We start from the raw sequence: 21736 nt of genomic DNA, 5'->3' as shown, positions 1-21736 counted from the left end.
GTTTATTTTTAGTAATCTATATTTAGAATAATCGTATTTTAATAAGAAAGTTATGATTTTTATTTTGTAGTAGTTAAGAAAAGGGGACGAAGATGAAGATTAGAAAAAACAAGATTATCAATTTATTTATAGGAGTAGTCCTCCCTTTACTTGCTGCATGTAATTCCTATGAGGAACCCATTAAGATAGGTGTTAATGGCTGGCCCCCCTGTGAACTATGGTATATTGCCCAGGAGAAGGGATATTTTGGAGATACTCCTGTGGAGATTATAAGATTTTCCACATGGTCGGACAATATGGCTTCTCTTTATGTGGGGAAAACAGACCTGACCCACTCTACCTACTTTAATGCTGTGTACTACAACTCCAGGGGAGAGGAGGCCAAGATAATTCTTTCCTCAGATATGATAAGAGGTGCAGATGGCCTGGTGGTTAAGGAAGGCATTGAAGATATTCATGATCTCAAGGAAAGAAGGATAGCTGTGGAAGTGGGGACCGATGAACACTTTCTTCTGCACAAATTATTAAAGGAAGCAGGGATAAGGGAGGAAGAGGTAACAATTATTCCTATAGATTCAGAGGAAGGGATGAGACGTTTTATAGCTGGAGAGGTAGATGGTTGCTTTACCTATGAACCCTTTCTCAGCCAGGCAGCTGACAGGGGGATGGGAAAGATAATTATCTCTACTTCAGATACCTTCAAGATTATAGATACTTTAGTTGCCAGAAGCGAGGTTTTAAATGAAAGGAAGGAGGACTATGTTAATATTTTAAGAGCCTGGTACAGAGCTCAGGAGTTTGTAAGAGATAACCCTCGGGAAGCTTATGAAATCATGGCTGCCCAGGAGGGAACTCCCTATGAGGATTTTAAATCCTTTTACGAGAGCTTCTACTTCTTCACTCTAAAAGAAAATAGGGAAACCTTCCTCTCAGAAGACTTCAAGAGAGAATTGGAGGGTATCAAGGTTTTTCTTGCTGAAAGCAACCTCATATCAACTGATCTTGATACAGGTAAGCTATTTGACCCCAGCATAGTTAACTCGGCTGGAGTTGAGGGAGATGATTAGAGAGTTGAATCGGTCCTTTATAAACTTTTATCTAAAGATCGCCACGGGAATAATGGCTGTTATAGTGGTAAATATCTTTTTTTCCTTTACTCTAACGGATAATCTCTTTCACGATTATTTTGAAAAACATGCAGAGGAGGAGGTATTTTCTGCATTATCTGGTCTGGATTTTGGTATTTCAGTCCTTTTAGAGAAGGAGGATTTTAACTCCATCCAGAGGATGGTTGAAAACATAGGCGCATACTCCTTTATAGAAACAATAAGGGTGTATGACCTCCACGACCGAATCCTTTCCTCCAACAATAAAGATGAAATAAATAAAAAGCTGGAGCTAACAATTGTAGATAAGGTTATAGACCAAAATAAACTCCAGAGTATCTCTTCCAATTTTGAAAAAAAGGTTTTTGAGGTTGCAGTTCCCATCAAGGGAGAAAGGTATAGCAGTGTAAGTAAAAATGATATAGTCGGTGTTATTTTTGTCAGGGCAAATGTTGAATCCTATGAGAGGATTCTTTTGAGGAATAGAAATTTATTTATTAAAAAATATATTGCCAGTGGTATTTTACTTCTTTTAAGCATCTTTTTTCTATTGATAAACCAGTTTTTTATGCCAATTATAAAATTATTCAATGCTGTAGTTGAAGTTTCCGACGGTGACTATAAGCATGAGATCAAGCATAACTCCCACGGGGAGTTTAGTTACCTGATCCAGAAGTTCAACTCTATGATCAAACAAATAAATATCAGAGACCTGGAACTGAAGAAAATCAAGAGAAAGCTGGAGGAACAAAATGATGTCTTGGAAAAAAGAGTGAAGGAACGTACAAGGAAGATTAAGGTAACTCAGGATATAACTATCAGAAGCCTAGCAAGTTTGGCTGAAATCAGAGACAACGAAACAGGTGCGCATATTCAGCGAACCAAGGATTATGTTAAAGTCCTAGCAGAGGATCTCAGAGAACATCCAAGGTTTTCCCACTACTTAAATGAAAAAAATATTGAACTCATCGTTAACTCAGCTCCCCTCCACGATATAGGTAAGGTGGGAATACCAGATTCTATCCTTATGAAGCCCGGGAAGTTAACTGAAGAGGAGTTTGAGAAGATGAAGAAGCATACAACCTATGGAAGAGATGCCATAGCGAGAACAGAAAAAACAATGGGTACCAACTCCTTTCTCCGTTTTGCCAAGGAGATAGCCTACTCCCACCACGAAAAATGGGATGGTTCAGGGTATCCTGAGGGACTCTCTGGAGAGGATATTCCTGTCTCTGCAAGACTCATGACCATAGCTGATGTCTACGACGCCCTCATGAGCAAGAGGCACTATAAGGATGCCCTCCCCCACAAGGAAGTAGTAAAAATTATCACAGAGGGAGATGGTAGAAGCATGCCGGAGCACTTCGATCCCGATGTACTGGAATCCTTTAAAAGAGTTCACCAGAAATTTGAAGAAATATTTTTAAAGTTTTCCCAATAAAAATAATTTTATTAGGTCCCGACCTATGTGCACTTTTGTCCATAGGCGGGATCTTTTTTTATGAAAAAAGTGTTTATTCGCCAGCAGTTTCCTTTTAAAATAATTGTATTTTTTTGAAAAAATATAATTTGGTATCGGTTCTAAAAAGTGAAAAACATAATTATTTATAGTTTTTTGTCTTTTAGAATGAAAAAGGATATTAAAGCACATCAATTGTCTTTATACAAGTCTGTACCAAAAAAATAACAATTTAACAGTTTTTGTTTATTAAAACAGGATTAAAAACAAGTAAAAATAAAAAAAATACTCTTGCCTTTATGAAAAGTGTGAGCTATCTTCTAGTGAAAATTGTTAACAAAGTTCTGAATTCTTTAATGAAAATAAGATTATTATTATTTTTAAATTAAAAATAGAAGGAGAGTGTTGTGAATGGCATTGATGACAGGTAAAGAATATCTTGAAAGTTTAAGAAAGATGAAAACCAAGGTCTATCTAATGGGGGAATTAGTAGAGAATTTTGTGGACCACCCTATGATCAGACCGTCGATGAATTCAGTAGCTGCAACCTATGACCTGGCTCATGAGGATGAGCACAGAGAGGTAATGACAGCAGTATCCAATATCACAGGGGAGAGAGTTAACCGTTTCTGCCATCTTCATCAGAGTACAGAGGACCTGAAAAACAAGGTTAAGATGCAGAGACTTCTTGGACAGAAGACAGCTTCATGTTTCCAGAGATGTGTGGGGATGGATGCCTTCAATGCCATCTACAGTACTACCTTTGAAATAGATGAAAAACACGGTACCCACTACCACGAGAACTTCAAAAAGTATATGAAGTTTGTTCAGGACAACGACCTTACAGTTGACGGGGCCATGACAGACCCTAAGGGAGATAGAGGACTTGCACCACACCAGCAGGAGGACCCGGACCTTTACCTTCGTGTAGTTGAGCAGAGAGAAGACGGAATCGTAGTAAGGGGAGCAAAGGCTCACCAGACTGGTGCAGTAAACTCCCACGAACACCTGATCATGCCTACTATTGCCATGGGGGAAAATGACAAGGACTATGCAGTATCCTTCTCTATCGAATCGGACGCTCCAGGAATAATCATGATCTATGGTAGACAGTCTTGTGACACAAGAAAACTTGAGGATGGAAGTATCGATGTAGGTAACCCTTCCTATGGTGGACAGGAAGCACTGGTTGTATTCAACGATGTATTTATCCCAAATGAGAGAATCTACCTAAATGGAGAGCATGAGTTTGCAGGAATGCTTGTGGAGAGATTTGCAGGTTACCACAGACAGAGTTACGGAGGATGTAAGGTAGGAGTGGGAGACGCCCTAATCGGTGCTGCTGCACTGGCTGCAGAGTATAACGGTGTTACAAGAGCTTCCCATGTTAAGGACAAGCTGATCGAGATGACCCACCTAAACGAAACTCTCTATGCATGTGGTCTTGCATGTTCTACCGAGGGAGTTCAGACAAAGGCTGGAAACTACCAGATAGATCTTCTTCTTGCAAATGTATGTAAGCAGAATGTAACAAGATATCCATATGAGATAGCAAGACTGGCTGAGGATATTGCAGGGGGACTGATGGTAACTATGCCTACAGATATGGACTTCAACCACCCAGAGATCGGTAAGTACTGTAACAAGTACTTTGCAGGAAACAGCAAGGTTCCTGTAGAGAATCGTCAGAAGGTACTAAGATTTATAGAAAATCTTACCCTTGGAGCTGCAGCTGTGGGATACAGAACCGAATCCATGCACGGAGCGGGATCACCTCAGGCACAGAGAATAATGATCTCCAGACAGGGAAATATCAATGGGAAGAAGGAACTAGTAAAGAAATTAACAGGAATAAAATAGGATGAATACTATGAAAAAATCTGTAGAGGATACAATTAAAGATAAGATCCTCCCCCTGCTCAAGGAGCACGGGGGAGGTATAAGGATAATCTCCCTAGAGGACAATATCTTGACTGTGAAGCTCCAGGGAGCCTGCATAGAGTGCCCGCACATGAACTCAACCTTTGAGGATGTGGTAAAAAAGATAATCTTCCAGGAGGTTCCTGAGATTAAGGAAGTTATCCTGGAGAGCGGGGTATCTGAGGACCTGCTGGATATGGCAAGGAAGATATTGCGGGGAGATTCCTAAACTAGACAGACGAGGTGAATATATGGACTGGAATAATGTTTACAGAGAAAAGATAGTTTCTCCTACCGAAGCTATCTCAAAGATAAATTCAGGAGACAGAATTGTAGTCTCCCATGCATGTGCAGAACCTAAGCTTCTTGTGGATTCCCTTGTGAAAAATAGAGAGAAGTTTACAGACCTGGAGATAGTCCACATGGTGGCTATGGGTAAGGCAGAGTATGTGAGCGAGGGGATGGAGAATCACTTTAAACACAACGCTATCTTTGCCGGAGCAAGTACAAGAAAGGCTGTGCAGGAGGGAAGAGCTGATTTTACAACCTGCTACTTCCATGAGGTACCTAAGCTCTTTAAGGAGGGGATGATGCCGGTAGATGTGGCTATGATCCAGGTAACTCCTCCAGACAAGCATGGGAACTGCAGTGTGGGAGTATCTGTGGACTATACCAAACCTGCAGCTGAGAGCGCAAAGCTACTTATAGCACAGATGAACGATAAGATGCCGAGAACCATGGGTGATTCATTTATCCATATCTCGGATATCGACTATATCGTAGAGCACAGCGAGGACCTGACAGAGCTTCAGCCTCCAAAGCTTGGAGATGTGGAGAGGGAAATAGGTAGAAACTGTGCTGACCTCATAGAGGATGGTTCCACCCTTCAGCTGGGAATAGGAGCTATTCCCGATGCAGTTCTTCTCTTCCTGAAGGATAAGAAGGATCTAGGGATTCACTCAGAGATGATCTCAGATGGTGTACTGGAACTTATAAGGGAAGGGGTTATCACCAACAAGTGCAAGACACTGCATAAGGGAAAATCCATAGTAACCTTCCTTATGGGAACAAGAAAGCTGTATGACTATGTGCACGATAACCCTGCCATAGAGTTTTATCCGGTGGACTATGTAAATGATCCATTGGTGATAGCACAAAATGAAAAGATGATTTCTATAAACTCCTGTATCCAGATAGACCTAACCGGTCAGATCTGCTCCGAATCCATTGGAGAGAAGCAGGTCAGCGGAGTGGGAGGACAGGTGGACTTTGTAAGGGGAGCTACCATGAGCAGAGGAGGAAAATCCATAATAGCTATCCCTTCTACAGCAGCTAAGGGGAAGGTATCCCGTATAGTTCCAGCACTGGACAGGGGAGCTATAGTAACTACCTCCAGAAATGACGTGGACTATGTGGTTACCGAGTATGGTATTGCAAGACTCAAGGGGAAAACCCTCAAAGAAAGGGGAAGAGACCTCATAAAGATCTCCCATCCAGACTTCAGAGAGAGTCTTATAGATGAATGGAAAAAGATATATAAGTGTGAGTTCTAACCTTTAAAAGGTGACGTTCTAGGTTGAAGTGAATGAGTTTTAATATCTTGAAATATATTTTATTTAAGGGGTGATCAAGGTGGATTCAAAAAATTACATCAACAACTTAATTGAAAAGGCACAAAAGGCTCAGGAAAAACTTGCAACATACTCTCAGGAGGAGCTAGATGCAATTGTTAAGATTATAGGGAAGACTGTCTACGACAATGCAGAGGAACTGGCAGAGATGGCAGTTGTTGAGACAAGAATGGGAGTATATGAGGACAAGGTTGCCAAGAACAGAGGAAAATCTAAAAATATCTGGAACAACCTCAAGGATAAGAAGACAGTTGGAATTATAGATAGGGATCTTGAGAAAAATTTAGTTATGGTTGGAAAACCTATAGGAGTTGTAGGGGCTGTTACACCTACTACAAATCCCATCGTTACTCCTATGTGTAATGCAATGTTTGCAATCAAGGGGGGAAACAGCATTATCATAGCTCCCCACCCAAGGTCTAAGAAGTGTACTGTGGAAACTGTAAAGAGAATAAATGATGCTATCAGATCCCAGGGGATCAGATGCCCAGAAGATGCTATCCAGGCTATTCCTGAGCCATCCCTTGAATATACAAACCTTCTAATGAACTCAGTTGATGTGGTTATAGCCACTGGAGGAATGGGAATGGTTAAGGCAGCTTACTCCAGCGGTAAACCGTCCTTTGGAGTGGGAGCTGGAAATGTCCAGGTTATTGTAGATGAGGATGCTAACTTCCACGATGCAGCTGCAAAGATAATCTCTGGAAGAAAGTTTGATAACGGAATTATCTGCTCTGGAGAGCAGTCTGTGATCGCCCCTAAGAATAAGTACAATGAGGTTATCCAGGCTATGGTAGATAACGGTGCATACTATACAGAGGATGAGGAGATTATTGCCAAGTTCAGAGATACCATCTTTGTAGATGGTCACATGAATAAGAATGTAGTAGGACAGTCTGTAGAGAAGATAGCTACGATGGCTGGGGTAGAGGTTCCCAAGGAAGCAAAGGTTATAATTTTAAAGACCCACAGTGCAAATGAACTGGATGATTTATGTAAGGAGAAGATGTGTCCTGTACTTTCCAGTTTTGAGTATGATAAAATTGAGGATGCAATAGCAATAGCCCAGAGAAACTTAGATTTAGAGGGTAAGGGACATACTGCATCTATCCACTCAAATAATCTGGAGAATATAGAGCTTGTAGGAAAGAACCTCACTGTGAGCAGACTGGTGGTAAATGCTCCGTCATCTCTTACAGCAGGTGGTTCCATGCAAAACGGATTTGCTCCAACTACTACTCTTGGGTGCGGAACATGGGGAAATAACATTATCTCTGAAAACTTAGACTATAAGCACCTTATAAACATATCCAGAATAGGACTTATTAGAGAAGATGTTGTAATCCCTACAGACGAAGAGATCTGGGGATAAGGGAGGACGAATGAGACTTTTAAAGATACAGCCTGAGATACATAAATTTGATAGATTTGATGAGTTTGCAGCGGAGTATAAAATAGGAGAAGGGGACCTAATATTTACCCACCAGTTTCTTCATGACAGCTTTATGGAGAAACTAAACCTGGAAGCAGAGTACCTCTTTATAGAGTGCTTTGGTACAGGGGAACCCTCAGATGAGATGATCAACTACATTATGGCTTCCATGAGAGGGAAGGATATAAGAAGGGTAATTTCCGTAGGGGGAGGTTCCGTTATCGACATCTCCAAGCTTCTTGTCTTAGAGGATACAGATGACTGCCTCAACTACTTTGAAAAAAAGGTTCCAATTAAGAAGAATAAGGAGCTGATTATTGTTCCTACTACCTGCGGAACTGGAAGCGAGGTTACAAACATCGCCATCTCCGAGATAAAATCCAAGAAGACTAAGATGGGACTGGCTGTGGACGAGCTTTATCCAGAGAGTGCAGTTCTTATCCCAGAGTTATTTATGGGACTGCCATTTAACTTCTTTGTTACAAGCTCTATAGATGCTCTAATCCACGCTGTGGAAGCCTATGTGTCTCCAAAATCCAATCCATACACAGAGATCTTTAGTGTAAAAGCTATTGAGATGATATTAAAGGGGTATATGGATATCCTCGAAAGGGGAGAGGAGTACAGAAAGGAGATTATAGAGGAGTTTATAATTGGAAGCAACTACGCAGGAATAGCCTTTGGTAACGCAGGGGTAGGAGCTGTTCACGCTCTCTCCTATCCGTTAGGCGGAGTATACCATGTTCCCCATGGAGAAGCTAACTACCAGTTCTTTACTGAGGTTTTTAAAACCTACCTGAGAAAGAGCCCTGAAGGAAAGATAAAGGGTATAAACAGGGTACTGGCTTCAATAATGGGAGTGGACGAGGGATGCGATGTATATGAGGAACTGTCCAAGGTACTAGACAGGCTTCTATCAAGAAAACCTCTCCAGGAGTATGGTATGAAGGAGAAGGAGATAGAGAGCTTTGCAGACTCTGTTATTGAAGGACAGCAGAGACTTCTGGCAAACAACTATGTTCCTCTCACAAGGGAAGATATAGTTAATATCTATAAAAACCTCTATTAGATCTAGAGTGTTTTAAAGTAAGTTTTAAAGAGAGGATTTCTAAAGATTTGGAGTGCTCCCCTGCCTAGAGCAGGGGGGGCCCAATTTTTTTTACCCTTTTATAGACCTGTTTTGGATAATTTTTTAAGGAAGAGTGGTGTTGATAGATGTAATCAGCCAAAAGTTGCCGTTTTTTATAAAGGAGGGGAAGTATGAGTTTCGATTTAATTAAGTGGGCAATGAATCCATTTATGCTTATGTTCATTGCAGTACTCAGCGGAATGTTATTGGGAAAACTATTAAAGATCGGTACCTCTGGAGCACTCTTTACAGGCCTTGGAATAGGATGGGGTGTTATGAAGGCTGCCAACAAAGTAGTAGAGGGTGGCCAGGGTAACATCGGAGCTGCTGAGAGAATTTTAAAGGTTAGTGTTGTAGATAAGGGATTCTTCAGCTTATTTTTAATACTCTTTGTGGCCGCTGTGGGACTCCTTGCTGCAGATAAGATAGCTGTTATCATAAAAAAATACGGAGCTAAATTCATCCTTCTTGGATTCCTCATTACCTTCCTGGGAGCGGGAACTACATACCTTCTCACTATTCTCAGTGACAGCTCCAACCCCTATGAAGTATCAGGAGTATATACAGGAGCCCTCACCAGCTCTCCCGGTCTGGCGGCAGCCCTTGAAACAGCCAGAGACCATGCCTCCCAGTGGGCCGGGGAGTATGACACTCTCACGGAACACGATAAAAACAGGATCCTCAGCATAGTGAGTCCCGGGAACCACCTCTCAGCCACCGAGGTGAAGAGGTTAGTCCCTGGGCAGGTGGACAGCCTCCTTGTTAATGCTGAAGCGGGAGTAGGAGTCGGACATGCCATAGGATATCCCTTTGGTGTACTCATTGTTATCCTGGCTATGAGACTCATCCCAAAGTTATTTAAGTTAGATATGGAGAGGGAGTATGAGACATTCAGAAGGGAGATGGCTGCAGCTGAAGAAGCTAGCGGAGTGACCCACATAGAGCCTGTTTCCTTTGATCTCATTGCCTTTGCCCTTGCCTGTGCAGGAGGATATACCTTTGGAATGCTCAAGGTGAATCTAGGTCCCCTTGGATACTTCAGCCTGGGATCTACTGGAGGGGTACTAATTATCTCCCTCATACTAGGATATATCGGAAAAATCGGATTTTTAAACTTCAGAATGGATAAAAAGATCCTCGGAACAATAAGAGAGGTGGGACTTGCTTTCTTCCTGGGAATAGTTGGTCTGAGATATGGATTTGCAGTTATCGACTCTCTCACTGGTTCAGGTCTCTACCTGGCATTTGTTTCCACTGCAGTGGGAGTAGTATCTATGGTTATAGGATTTATTGTTGGAAAATATGTATTTAAGATCAACTGGATCATGCTCTCTGGAGCTATATGCGGAGGTATGACCTCTACTCCGGGACTTGGAGTAGCCATTGATGCTGTAGGCTCCGATGACCCTGCTGCTGGATATGGGGCTACCTATCCCTTTGCACTCTTTGGAATGGTACTCTTCACTATCATACTTCACAAACTACCTATGTAAGAAGGAGGATTGAGTAATATGTTAAATAGCAGAATCAGAAGGAAGGATCTATTAAATAAAGTTGTGGAAGCTGACAAAGCTGCAGAGCTTATCAAGCCAAATATGGTTATTGCTACCAGTGGTTTTACACCAGCTGGATATCCCAAGGCTGTACCCCTAGCTCTAGCTAAGAGGGTGGAGGAAACCGGCGAGGAGATGAAGTTGACTTTGATCACCGGGGCATCTGTAGGAGATGAACTGGACGGGGCACTTTCAAGGGTAGGAGCCATTGCCAAGCGTTATCCCTACCAGACAAATAAGGACCTCAGAAAGGGAATCAACAACGGTAGTATCAGGTATCAGGATATGCACCTCTCCCACGTTCCCCAGATGCTGAACTACGGCTTCTTTGGAAAGGTGGATGTGGCTATAGTGGAGGCCATTGCCATAACTGAAGAGGGAGGAATCGTTCCGTCAACATCTGTGGGAATATCTCCCCAGGCTGTTAAAAATGCAGACATGGTTATAGTTGAGGTAAATACAAACCAGCCCCTGGCTCTAGAGGGAGTTCACGATATCTATATGACTGAAAATCCTCCCCACAGGGACCCTATCCCTCTAAAGCATCCAGGAGACAGAATAGGTAAGCCCTATATAGAGTGTGATCCAGCTAAGATTGCAGCTATAGTACACTCCGATATCTCGGATAAGGTAAGACCTCTTGGAGCTATAGACGATAATTCCAAGAAAATCTCCCAGCACATCATAAGCTTCCTTGAAAATGAGGTTGAGTGCGGTAGACTTCCAGAAAACCTACTTCCTCTACAATCTGGTGTGGGATCTGTAGCCAATGCTGTTTTGGGAGGTCTTGTAGATTCTAAGTTTGAAAACCTTACCTGCTATACAGAGGTAATTCAGGACTCCATGTTTGACCTCATCGATGCCGGAAAGGTTACTGTTGCATCTGGAACCTCCTTCACTCCATCGGAAGCGGGACTGGAGAAGCTTCTGGGAAATATCGAGCACTACAGCAAACACTGTGTTCTCAGACCTATGGAGATCTCCAACAACCCATCTATAGCAAGACAATTAGGAGTAATTGCCATGAATACAGCTATAGAGGTGGATATCTATGGCCACGTTAACTCTACAAATGTAATGGGAAGTAAGATGATGAATGGTCTGGGAGGATCTGGAGACTTTACCAGAAATGCCTATATCTCCATCTATACCACTGTATCCACAGCTAAGGGAGGTCTTGTTTCCTCCATCGTACCTATGGTATCCCACGTGGATCATACAGAGCACGATGTACAGGTAGTGGTTACTGAGCAGGGAATTGCAGACCTGAGAGGACTGAACCCACGAGAGAGAGCAAGAGCAATTATAGAAAACTGTGCTCATCCAGACTATAAAGAGATGCTCACGGAGTATCTTACAAGAGCTGAAGCTGAGGTGGGAGGACACCAGCCTCACATCATCGGGGAAGCTCTCTCATGGCATGAGAGATTCATGAAGACTGGTAGTATGAAGGTAGCAAAGTAGGTTCATACAAGTAGAAAAATCAATCAATATAAAACCCCTTCACCAGATAGCCCGGTGAAGGGGTTTTTAGTTTTTTTAAGTTCTTACTCATATATTCATGGAATTTTTTAAGGTCATTATTTAGAAGTGAACTCTTTCCAAGCTGCACATCTCATCCATCCACTCCTTGGGAATTGTCTCCTCTCTGTAGGCCCCTATAATCATTCCAGCCAAGAGTCCTCTTGCTGCTGAGTCTCCCCCAGCCATTACATTGGCAATCATTGCACTCCTATAGTCATCTTCATACTTAAGGATTATATAGATGGTTGCAGGAAAAGCTCCAGAGACGGTGCATGCCTGACCAAGCTTACCTATAGCCTCCTCTGGAGAAAGTTCCAGAGATTCCACAGCCTTATTCACATTGGCAGCAATCCAGGAGTTATCCATCTCAGCAGTAACAGCCTCTACACTATTTTTAGGAGATTTGCCCTCAAGAACCCCATAGGCCACCCTTGCAAAGAACTCCGCTGCCAGGAGGACTCCCTGGTTGTTGTGGGTTACCTTGGTCTGCTGTACAGAAAACTCCACTCCTCTTTCCCTATCGGAGTTACAGTATATAACAGGAGCTATCCTAGAGGCTCCAGCCAAGTCTGTAGAGGTAGATCCCCACTCACTTCCAGCCTTTAATGCTGAAAGACTTTCCTTTGTGGCATGATCCAGGTACCCGTCATACTTCTCCATTCGCTCATACCAAAACTTTTTAAACTCCTGGGTATTGAACTCCCCCTTTTCAGCAAAGAACTCCAAGAGAAGAAGGGTCTGATCTCCATAGTGAGTGTGCTCTCCCTTGCTTCTGTTTTTATGAAAACTTCCAGGCAGTGGATCGTGGAGTCTGTCGTATTCACCAAAGTTCTGCTTTATCTTGTCGCAGTCATATATCCAATGGGCCCCCAGTGAAAAAGCATCTGCCAGTACCGACCCAAGAAGAAGTCCTTTCTTACTCATAAAATCACTCCCTTTAAAGATTAATCCATATTGTTCTCAATACTTCTTTCGACTTTTTCTCTAAATTCCTTTGGAAGGGAAACAATTTTTTTCCTTTGAGAGTCAAAGGCTATCATAAGGGTATCCCCTATAATTATAACCTCATCCCTCTGGTTTTTGATCTCATACTTGATTCTGAAGCTGCTTCTTTTTAGGATAACATCGGCTATCCTTACAGAAAGAATATCCCCCATGAAGGCTTCCTTTAGGTATTCTACCTTGGACTCCCTTTGAATTATACCAATACCCTCTCCGATATTTAACTCGGAGTACCCCATGGAATTAAGCCATGCAATCCTTCCCTGATGAAAGGCAACAAGGGCTCTCTCATTTCCCATATGTCCTCCATAGTTTATATCTCCAACAGTTACCTTATATTCTTCAACAAACATCTTTCCTCCTAATACTTCTCTAAAAAATTTTCTATATCTACTACCTCTTCAAGACAGTTTTCCTCTATGAAGTCCAGCATCTTACCTTGAAGCTTTTCTCCATAGGCTATCTCCTCACACACAAAGGTAAAGGCTAAAAGGGATAACCTCTTGTTATCCTGCTCCCCTATCTCCACCAGAAGGATCTTAAAGAATGAATTAAATTTATGTTTAAGACTGTGAATAACCTGCCTCTTATCCTTTAGGGAAAAACTACTATGAAGCCTTATCTTAATACGGCTGGAAAAAACAAACATCTAACCACCTCTATACTATATTACCTCTTATTCTTCAAATTTCAAACTTACGTGAAAAGAAAAAAAGACCTTAGAATCTTCTAAGGTCTAAAATATCCTAATCCTTAAGCATTTTGAAGCTTAGCTTCCACACTCTTTTCAGTCTCCACTATCTCTGCAGGAAGAAGAACATTCATAATGATAGCTATTCCACCAGCAACTACGATTCCCGATCCTCCAAATATAAGCTGAATAGCCTCAGGGAAGTAAGCCAGTGCCTCAGGTACACTTCCAAGACCAAATCCAAGTCCCAGGGAAACAGCTACAATAAGACTATTTCTGTTGGATAGAGGCTCCTTTGTGATCAGCCTGATTCCACCAATTGTAATCATGGCAAATACCATTACCAAACTTCCACCTATAACACTTGTAGGAATAGCTGTGAATAGAGCACCGATCTTAGGAATAAATGCTCCAGCAACCAGGATAGCTCCTCCCAGTCCAACTACAAATCTGCTTACAACCCCAGTCATGATGATGATACCTGTATTCTGGCTAAATGATGTCATTGGCAGGTTTCCAAATACAGTGGAGAGGGCACTTCCAAGTCCGTCTGCAATGATTCCTCCAGTAAGTTCATCGTCTCTAAGATCTCTCTGACCTGCAGCCAGTGCCACACCAGACATATCTCCCACAGTTTCCACAGCTGATACCACAAACATAAGCATCATAGCCAGGATGGCATCCAGGTGGAAGGCAAATCCAAACATAAATGGCTTTGGAAGGGTAAAGATAGCAGCCTCTCCGATGGGAGCAAAGCTCATCTTACCCATAAGAGTTGCAGCTACTACCCCCACAAGGGTACCAAGAGCGATAGCTCCTGTACTTGTAATTCCCTTGGTAAACTGCTTAAGAAATATAACTGAAATTAGAACTATGAATCCAAGAGCAAGGTTTGAAGGGGAACCAAAGTCCTGTACTCCCACTCCTCCGGCAAAGTTCTTAATTCCCACTGGAAGCAGGGACAGTCCGATGGACAACACTACAACACCAGTTACAATAGGTGGGAAAAACTTCTTAATTTTACTGATAAATGTTCCCAGGAAAGCTTCAAATATACCTCCCACAAGGGCAGCTCCAAGGACTCCCTCCATACCATATCTGCTACCAATGGACAGTGCCACTGGTACAAAGGCAAAGCTTGTTCCTACAACTACTGGAAGCTTAGCTCCCACTCTTCCGATTCTATAGGTCTGAATTAGAGTACATACTCCTCCCATTAACATAGCACACTGTACAAGCATAGTTCTTTCAGCATCTGTAACTCCTATGGCCCCTGAAACAATAAGAATTGGTGCAAGGTTACTTACAAACATAGCCAGGATATGCTGAAGCCCAAGAGGGAACGCCTCCTTAAGTGGTGGTCTCCCGTCCAAGTGATAAGGTGATCTGTTTGTCATTTTCTTTTCCTCCTAAAACCTTTTTATTAATAGTTCTTAATAACGGCTCATCTAGTGGAAAAACAAAAAGGATCTTCTTATCTTCCCACTATAAGTGAAAGAAAATAAGCCAGATCCTCCTAAAATCTAATTTATCCCTATCACCCATAGTAGCTAATTTAAGGTTAGCCGTAGAGACTCTCGACCATATTTCGAGAATATATGAGCGTTATATTTGTTAATTTAGCTATACAATATCACAGTTTTTTTGATTTTTCAATAGCCCTTTTAAGAAAATTTTATTATACATTGAAGGAATACTTATAGATCAGTTGATTCCCACTACCTCTTTACCAGCATATCTTATAGCCGCCACAGCCAGGATCTCTGTGGGATCTACCAGGGTCATGTCCGAGACAACTCCCTTGAAGATCAGAGGCAGTTCCGTACATCCTAAGATAAGCTTATCCACGCCCTTACTCCTAAAGTGCTTCAGAATAGTGAAAAGATCCTCCTCTCCTGCACCTCTTCCACCCTTGAAGTTGTAGATGAGGGTGTTGATAAGTTTTTTTATATCTTCATCTGGGGTCACCACCTTGATATTACGGGGAAGAAAGGCTCCTTCATAGAGCTTGGCGCTGTATGTCCCCTCAGTGGCAAGGAGCCCTACTCTCTCCTCCCCGGCAAGATAGGAAGCTGTTTCCTCGATCATATTCAGAAAGGGAATATCCACCCTCTTTGAGAGCTCAGAATAGAAGTAGTGAGCTGTATTGCAGGGCATCACCAGAAAATCTGCCCCTATACTTTCAAGCTTCCTGGCAGCCTCGGACATGTGATCTATGGGATCCTCTCCCCCTCCCAGGATATATGCACTTCTGTCTGGAATCTCACAGTAGTTGTCTGTGATTATATGGATGTGGTCCCTGTCGCACTTGGCCTGGGTAAGGTTAATTATCTTATAGAAAAGATCTGCAGTGGCCAGGGGACCCATCCCCCCGAGAATACCCAATGTTTTCATATGCTCCTCCTAAAAGTTATGGAATAATTTCCTCTAAAGTAGTAACATTATACCTAGAAGATATAGATATGAAAAATATTTAAATAGTATAGGATTAAGTTGTTTTAAATATAAATAGGAGGAGCTATGGATATAAGACAAGTTAGGTATTTTTTGGCTATCGCAGAGGATGGAAGCATAAGCAGGGCCGCCAAGAAGCTCTACATCTCCCAGCCGCCCCTGAGTCAACAGCTAAAGGCACTGGAGGAGGAGCTGGAGGTAAAACTCTTTGAAAGAACTACAAGAAGTTTGGAGATAACCCAGGCGGGAAAAGTTTTCAGGGAGAGATGTCTTCAGATTATGGAACTTATGGACAGTACCGTCAGGGAGGTGAGGGATTCTGTATCGGAGATGCAGGGAACCCTCAGTGTGGGTTTCGTGGCTTCATCGGGAGCTGCCCTCCTGCCCCACAGGATACCGGACTTTAACAGGAAGTATCCAGAGGTCACCTTTCAAGTGCGTGAGGGGAGTACCCACAGGATACTGGATCTGCTAAACAACGGTATTATAGAGGTGGGGATTGTAAGAACACCCTTTAACCTGGAAAACTACGAGTATGTAGAGCTTCCAGGTGAGAGGATGGTAGCCGTTGCCACAGAAAGGTATTTAGAGGGTTGGGGAGAGGAAAGGTTGAAGCTGAACGAGTTGAAGGGTTTACCTCTGGTTATAGACAAAAGGTTTGAAAAGTTGATTATAGGGGCATGCCAGCAGGCGGGGTTTATTCCCAAGGTATTGTGTGAAGGGGAGGACAGCAGATCCCTTCTGGGATGGGCTTCCTCGGGAATGGGAGTTGCTGTGGTTCCAAGGAGCGCCGGAGAACTTCTTCCTTCAAGGGATATGGTGATAAGGGAGATAGACAGCTCCTCTCTAAATACCAAGACCCTCATTACATGGGTAAGAAACAGAACCCTGTCCAGGGTAGCCCAAAAGTTTATAGAGACCTTTAAAGGGGAGGGACAGGCTGAATAGACAGCCTGCTCCTCCCCTTTCTATTAATTTTAATTTCCAATAACTTCTAAATTTTAATTTCCTCCTTCCCCCTAGGAGTATAGGAGGTATGAAGATATTTATGAGCCTTCTTACATCCTGGTCCCTCTGGGAGGAACTCCTCATAGAGCTTTAAAACTTCCTGGTTTTGATAGGATTTTCTTACACTGGCCTCATTGTCCTCGGAGTAGATAGCCTTGGCCCTTTCCCTTCTGATATTTTCATCTGTAGGAATAGGCTGTCCTCCTCCTCCGAGGCATCCTCCAGGACAAGCCATGAACTCTATAAAGTGACACTCGCTGAATACTCCTCCAGCCTTAATATCCTCCAATACTCTTCTGGCATTGGCGGTACCGTGACAGATAGCTACCTTGAGGGTTGCTCCTTTCAGGAAGTTGAAATCATCCACAACTCCTCTAAGAATTTCAGGAACCTCTCCTACCTTAGGGATCTCCAGTTCCATATACTTTACATCCTCAAATCCTCTGACCTCCTTAATCTCCCCATGCTGGAAGAGGGAGTTGATCTCATCACCAGTTACCAGCTCAAAGAGGGTTCTAATGGCTGATTCCATCACTCCTCCAGTAGCTCCAAAAATTATTCCCGAACCACTGCCTCCCCCAAAGGGAGTATCAAACCCGCTCTTCTCCATATTTGGAAGATCTATTCCAGTTTCCCTGAACATCTTAGCCATCTCCCTAGTTGTCAGGCCGTAGTCCACATCTCTGTAACCTGAGGAGTTCATCTCAGGTCTTCCAGCTTCAAACTTCTTAGCTGTACATGGCATAAGAGCCACAGTCACAATATCTTTAGGATCAATATTATGAGTTTTAGCATAGTAGGTTTTTATAATACTTCCAAACATCTGCTGGGGACTCTTAGCTGTGGACAAGCTTGGAATAAACTCAGGATAGAAGTGCTCCAAATACTTTACCCAACCTGGAGAACAGGAGGTAAACATGGGAAGAACCTTCTTCTTCTCACCTATCAATTGATCCTTGAGACGCACCAAAAGCTCCGTTCCCTCCTCGATTATGGTAAGATCCGCTGTAAAACAGGTATCGAAAACCCTTTTAAAGCCACAGTACCTTAAAGCAGTGTTCATCTCCAGGGTAAGAGGAGTTCCCGGAGGCATACCAAACTCCTCACCAATCCCCGCTCTGGGAGCTGGAGCCGTCTGGATAACTACATGTTTACTGGAATCTTCCAGAGCCCTCCAAACCTCCTCAGTTTCATCCTTTTCATGGAGGGCACCAGTGGGACATCTATTGACGCACTGACCACAGTTTATACATACAGCATCCTCCATACTGCAGTCCTTGAAGGTGGCTATAGAGGAATCCTTCCCCCTGTTCTTTACTGTATATACTCCTACCTCCTGCAGGTCGATACAGCTCCTTACACATCTTCTGCACAGGATACACTTATCCATATCCCTTACAATTGAATGGCTAGTTTTATCCACTCCCTTCTTAGGGGTGTTTTCGTGACCAAAGGAATAGGAGGTTATCCCGTACTCCATGGCAAGTCGCTGTAGCTCGCAGTTGTTGTTTCTGATGCAGCTGTAGCACTCTCCCACATGGGAGGCCAGCATAAGCTCCAGTACATTCTTTCTGGCCCTTCTAATCTTAGGGGTATGGGTCTTTATCTTAAGGGATTTATAGATAGAGTAGGAGCAGGCAGCCTCTAAGGTATTACTGTCCTCTACCTCCACCAGACATATCCGACATATCCCCGCTACACAGAGGTCCTCGTGGTAGCAGAGGGTAGGGATCTTTATCCCTATTCTTCTGGCAGCCTCTAGGATAGTGGTCCCCTTATTTACCTGAATCTCCTTCCCATCTATATTAACTGCTACTACCTCTATGGAACACTCCTCTCCCTTGCTTTCACAGGCATCCCTCAGCCTCTCGGTTTTAGGAGTTCTACAGGATCTATATTTACAAGCTTTTATCATGGCCTATCCCTCCTCTGGAAGTCTTCCAAGAACTTCTTCCTTAAAGTTTTCAACAATAGATTTAAATGCCTTTACACTTAACTGTCCCAGTCCGCACTTAGATGCCAGCTCTATGGTCTCGCTGAGTTCCATCAGTTTCTCCAGGTGACTCATGGAGCACCTTCCCTCCTTAAGGAGCCTTACTCCCTCAAGGATCTTTATTGTCCCTTCCCTGCAAGGGGTACACTGCCCGCAGGACTCCTCAACAAAAAACTCCATGAAGTTTTCCGCCACATCCAGAAGATCTCTATCCTTGTTAAAGAGTATTATCGATCCTCCAGTGGGAACAGCTTCAAAGGCTATGGTCCTATGAAAGTCCCTTTTAGGAATACACTCACCTGCAGCCCCTCCAACCTGTACTGCCTTTATATCAACTCCTTCTGAAAGCTCAACTATCTTATCTATTGTGATTCCAAAGGGAAGCTCATAGATCCCCTCCCTCCTACAATCACCAGAGACACTGAAGAACTTACTCCCCTTGGACTTGGAAGTTCCATACTGCTGAAAGAACTCCACTCCCTTTTCACAGATGAGGGAGGCCCAGAGAAAGGTCTCCACATTGTTAACAATGGTGGGATCACCTAAAAATCCTGTATCCACCGGGAAGGGTGGCTTGTTCCTGGGTTCCCCTCTATTACCCTCTAAGGATTCTATGAGGGCTGTCTCCTCACCGCAGATATATGCCCCTGCTCCCATCCTTACCTCTACATCAAAGGAAAAGCCCTTCTTCCCCAGGATATCCTCTCCCAAAAGTCCATCTTTCTTCCATTGGGAGATGGTCTCCTCCATCCTCTCCTTGAGGTAGGAGTACTCCCCCCTCAGGTAGATATATCCCTTGGAAGCCCCTATAACATAGGCTGCCACACACATCCCCTCTATTACCCTGGAAAAGTGTTTGTGCAGAAGAAACCTGTCCTTAAAGGTTCCAGGTTCTCCCTCATCGGCATTACAGACTACATACTTTAGATCTCCCTTCTCCTCCATGGCCAGCCGCCACTTAAATCCAGTAGGAAAACCTGCTCCTCCCCTCCCTCTTAGGCCTGCATCCTCTATATCCTTCAAGATCTCCTCTGGTTTTGCCAGAAGAACCTTCTCCAGGATCCTTCCAGGATGGTAGTCCTCTAGAAGAAGTGCTCCCTTCTGAGCCACTGTGGAGACCACTGTATCCCTATAAGCCTCCTTGAGTTTTCCCCTTATACAGCTGTCTATGAGTTCTGGGATATCGTGGGGTTTCACCTTGGGAATAAGCACATCATCGATAAGAAGGGCCGGCCCCTGGTCACACATCCCCAGGCAGTTGCAGTACTCTAGGGTAAACCTCTTATCTGGTGTGGTTTCTCCAAAGGCTATACCTAGCTCATTTTCCAGCTGCTTGGCAATCCTTTCCTTCTCCTTCATGTGACAGGAGATGGTCTTACAGAGCCTTATAGTGTGACTTCCCCTCTCCTCTCTTCCGTCTAGAAAGGAGTAGAAGGTTGAGGTTCCATATACTTCACTGGGATGGATCCCCAGCTTAAAGGCTATCTCCTGGAGAGCAAATCCATCTATCCTCTTATATTTTTTTATCAGCTCCTCTAGTACCGAGAGGATAGATGACCTGCCCCCTCCATAACTCTCTATCCACTTACCGATATCTTTTTTCAGTTCCTGTCTTTTCCGGCTATTCATGGGTACCTCCTTACTTGAGATCAGTAGTTCAACAACTCTAAATATATAAATAAGAGGCAGCCTGGCTGCCTCTTATCCTTCAACTTTTAATTTTTCAATAATTCATAATCATCTAAACTGTAAGATCTTTGGCAGTAACTTCTTCTATGCTATTTAGGGCACTTATCATCTCATCTACCTGAATGTTCTCTGGATGTACCTCCAGAAGAATAAGTCCAGATGCGCTGCACACATCACTCCCAATATCGTGAAGCCCCAGTCTTACCTTGATAAGACATCCATTCTCAGTCAAAATATTCTGCACCTTTACTGCTGATTTTTGTCTGTCATCCATCTTTATAGCTACTAACTTATAATTCATTTCTTCCCCCTTTTTCTCCAAGGATCTTGTTGTTATGTTTAATAATCCTCGCTAAGTAGCTATTCTCCATTTAATTGTATTTCCTTTCTGGGGGATAAAAAAGTTATATACTGAGTATACCAGTCCTTACAAGTATGGCAAACATAGTAGAGATAAAAGCTGAAAAGGTATATACAAACAATAGAAACTCAATACTTCCCAATTTTTCCTTCCTAAACTGTTCAAACCTCTCTAACATAATTAAACCTCCTCTATAATTATCTGAAATCCGCTCTTCCCCTTAATCTCATATATACCCTCACAAATCTTCTGTATACTCAGCCTTCGGTAATAATACTTGAGTTTCAAGTAGATCTCCTCTGGATTTAAACTGAAGGTATTGGTTCTGTCCCTGGGGATGCAACCTCCCCTTTCCAGTAAAAGTAATAGTTCAGCTCTTCTCATATCAACCTCCTTCTAACTGGAACTCTTAATCTATGAGGTTATTTTATCTGAAAAGGGCAATCCATTCTCGACATTTGTCGCATTTCATTAAAAATTCTAAGAAGCAACAGAGGTTGCATTCTAATAACCAGTTAAAACACTCATTGTTTCACATAATTTTTTATAAATTATATACTTCCCTTAATAATAAAAAGGAGCGTAACACTACGCCCCTTCTAACCTTATGCAATGAATTTTTATGGTGGTGCTAATCTAAAATTTTATACTTTCTTGATTAGAGTGTTGCAAAAGTAATTCACAAAAAATTAAAAATCATATCCAATATAGAGTAATAATTGAGTTACCACACAAAATTCTACTCGAAAGGATATGACCAGTAATGTATATACCTCAAACTACT

General features: G+C 42.8%; 20 protein-coding genes and 1 riboswitch. Of the genes, 10 read left to right on the top strand and 10 right to left on the bottom strand.

Going from position 1 to position 21736, the window contains the following annotated elements; genetic code table 11:
• The first annotated feature begins 92 nt into the window (after positions 1-92).
• The 9 genes from QMG11_RS13170 (at position 93) to scpC (ending at position 11694) form a co-directional block, all read left to right on the top strand.
• Positions 93-1067, top strand: coding sequence for an ABC transporter substrate-binding protein (locus tag QMG11_RS13170; protein WP_281836558.1), 975 nt, complete (start codon positions 93-95; stop codon positions 1065-1067).
• Positions 1060-2547 (top strand): HD domain-containing phosphohydrolase, encoded by a 1488-nt coding sequence (locus QMG11_RS13165; protein WP_281836557.1) that lies wholly within the window; start codon positions 1060-1062, stop codon positions 2545-2547. The genes QMG11_RS13170 and QMG11_RS13165 overlap by 8 nt, the downstream gene beginning before the upstream one ends.
• 429 nt (positions 2548-2976) lie before the next feature.
• Complete coding sequence (locus QMG11_RS13160; RefSeq protein WP_281836556.1) at positions 2977-4425, top strand: 4-hydroxyphenylacetate 3-hydroxylase family protein; 1449 nt, start codon at positions 2977-2979, stop codon at positions 4423-4425.
• A gap of 10 nt (positions 4426-4435) precedes the next feature.
• On the top strand, positions 4436-4714 hold the full coding sequence (locus tag QMG11_RS13155) for a NifU family protein (RefSeq protein ID WP_281836555.1): 279 nt from the start codon (positions 4436-4438) through the stop codon (positions 4712-4714).
• 22 nt (positions 4715-4736) lie between these two features.
• Positions 4737-6038, top strand: a complete 1302-nt coding sequence (locus QMG11_RS13150) for an acetyl-CoA hydrolase/transferase family protein (protein WP_281836554.1) — start codon at positions 4737-4739, stop codon at positions 6036-6038.
• A 79-nt stretch (positions 6039-6117) separates the two neighbouring features.
• Positions 6118-7488, top strand: a complete 1371-nt coding sequence (locus tag QMG11_RS13145; protein WP_281836553.1) for an aldehyde dehydrogenase family protein — start codon at positions 6118-6120, stop codon at positions 7486-7488.
• Positions 7489-7498: 10 nt separating this feature from the next.
• Complete coding sequence (locus tag QMG11_RS13140) at positions 7499-8617, top strand: 4-hydroxybutyrate dehydrogenase (RefSeq protein ID WP_281836552.1); 1119 nt, start codon at positions 7499-7501, stop codon at positions 8615-8617.
• 191 nt (positions 8618-8808) lie between these two features.
• Positions 8809-10170, top strand: coding sequence for an aspartate-alanine antiporter-like transporter (locus QMG11_RS13135; protein WP_281836550.1), 1362 nt, complete (start codon positions 8809-8811; stop codon positions 10168-10170).
• Between the two features lie 18 nt (positions 10171-10188).
• Positions 10189-11694: a succinyl-CoA:acetate CoA-transferase ScpC gene (gene scpC / locus QMG11_RS13130; RefSeq protein WP_281836548.1), complete on the top strand. Its 1506-nt coding sequence runs from the start codon at positions 10189-10191 to the stop codon at positions 11692-11694.
• A 120-nt stretch (positions 11695-11814) separates the two neighbouring features.
• Here scpC and QMG11_RS13125 read toward each other — a convergent pair whose 3' ends face one another.
• The 5 genes from QMG11_RS13125 to cuyB form a co-directional block, all read right to left on the bottom strand.
• On the bottom strand, positions 11815-12678 hold the full coding sequence (locus tag QMG11_RS13125; protein WP_281836547.1) for an ADP-ribosylglycohydrolase family protein: 864 nt from the start codon (positions 12676-12678) through the stop codon (positions 11815-11817).
• Positions 12679-12698: 20 nt separating this feature from the next.
• A complete protein-coding gene (locus tag QMG11_RS13120; RefSeq protein ID WP_281836546.1) occupies positions 12699-13109 on the bottom strand; it encodes an acyl-CoA thioesterase in 411 nt (136 codons plus the stop codon).
• An 8-nt stretch (positions 13110-13117) separates the two neighbouring features.
• Positions 13118-13405 (bottom strand): DUF503 domain-containing protein, encoded by a 288-nt coding sequence (locus tag QMG11_RS13115; protein WP_281836545.1) that lies wholly within the window; start codon positions 13403-13405, stop codon positions 13118-13120.
• A gap of 104 nt (positions 13406-13509) precedes the next feature.
• On the bottom strand, positions 13510-14844 hold the full coding sequence (locus QMG11_RS13110; protein WP_281836544.1) for a uracil-xanthine permease family protein: 1335 nt from the start codon (positions 14842-14844) through the stop codon (positions 13510-13512).
• Positions 14845-14971: 127 nt separating this feature from the next.
• Positions 14972-15069, bottom strand: a riboswitch (purine riboswitch).
• A gap of 82 nt (positions 15070-15151) precedes the next feature.
• Positions 15152-15841 (bottom strand): cysteate racemase, encoded by a 690-nt coding sequence (cuyB, locus tag QMG11_RS13105; RefSeq protein WP_281836543.1) that lies wholly within the window; start codon positions 15839-15841, stop codon positions 15152-15154.
• A gap of 126 nt (positions 15842-15967) precedes the next feature.
• Here cuyB and QMG11_RS13100 point away from each other — a divergent pair, with 126 nt between their 5' ends.
• Positions 15968-16849: a LysR family transcriptional regulator gene (locus tag QMG11_RS13100; protein ID WP_281836542.1), complete on the top strand. Its 882-nt coding sequence runs from the start codon at positions 15968-15970 to the stop codon at positions 16847-16849.
• Positions 16850-16895: 46 nt separating this feature from the next.
• Here the strand turns inward: QMG11_RS13100 and QMG11_RS13095 are convergent, their stop codons facing one another.
• From QMG11_RS13095 to QMG11_RS13075, 5 genes are all read right to left on the bottom strand, one after another.
• A complete protein-coding gene (locus QMG11_RS13095) occupies positions 16896-18824 on the bottom strand; it encodes an NADH-dependent [FeFe] hydrogenase, group A6 (protein ID WP_281836540.1) in 1929 nt (642 codons plus the stop codon).
• A gap of 3 nt (positions 18825-18827) precedes the next feature.
• On the bottom strand, positions 18828-20531 hold the full coding sequence (locus QMG11_RS13090; protein ID WP_281836539.1) for an NAD(P)H-dependent oxidoreductase subunit E: 1704 nt from the start codon (positions 20529-20531) through the stop codon (positions 18828-18830).
• A 112-nt stretch (positions 20532-20643) separates the two neighbouring features.
• Positions 20644-20892: a CPF_0552 family protein gene (locus tag QMG11_RS13085; RefSeq protein ID WP_281836538.1), complete on the bottom strand. Its 249-nt coding sequence runs from the start codon at positions 20890-20892 to the stop codon at positions 20644-20646.
• A gap of 103 nt (positions 20893-20995) precedes the next feature.
• Complete coding sequence (locus tag QMG11_RS13080) at positions 20996-21130, bottom strand: hypothetical protein (RefSeq protein ID WP_281836536.1); 135 nt, start codon at positions 21128-21130, stop codon at positions 20996-20998.
• A gap of 2 nt (positions 21131-21132) precedes the next feature.
• Positions 21133-21336: a hypothetical protein gene (locus QMG11_RS13075; RefSeq protein WP_281836534.1), complete on the bottom strand. Its 204-nt coding sequence runs from the start codon at positions 21334-21336 to the stop codon at positions 21133-21135.
• Positions 21337-21736: the final 400 nt, after the last annotated feature.

This window comes from Propionigenium maris DSM 9537 (assembly GCF_027925155.1).
In the GTDB taxonomy this organism is placed as follows: domain Bacteria; phylum Fusobacteriota; class Fusobacteriia; order Fusobacteriales; family Fusobacteriaceae; genus Propionigenium; species Propionigenium maris.
This window is presented reverse-complemented; position numbering and strand designations above follow the sequence as displayed.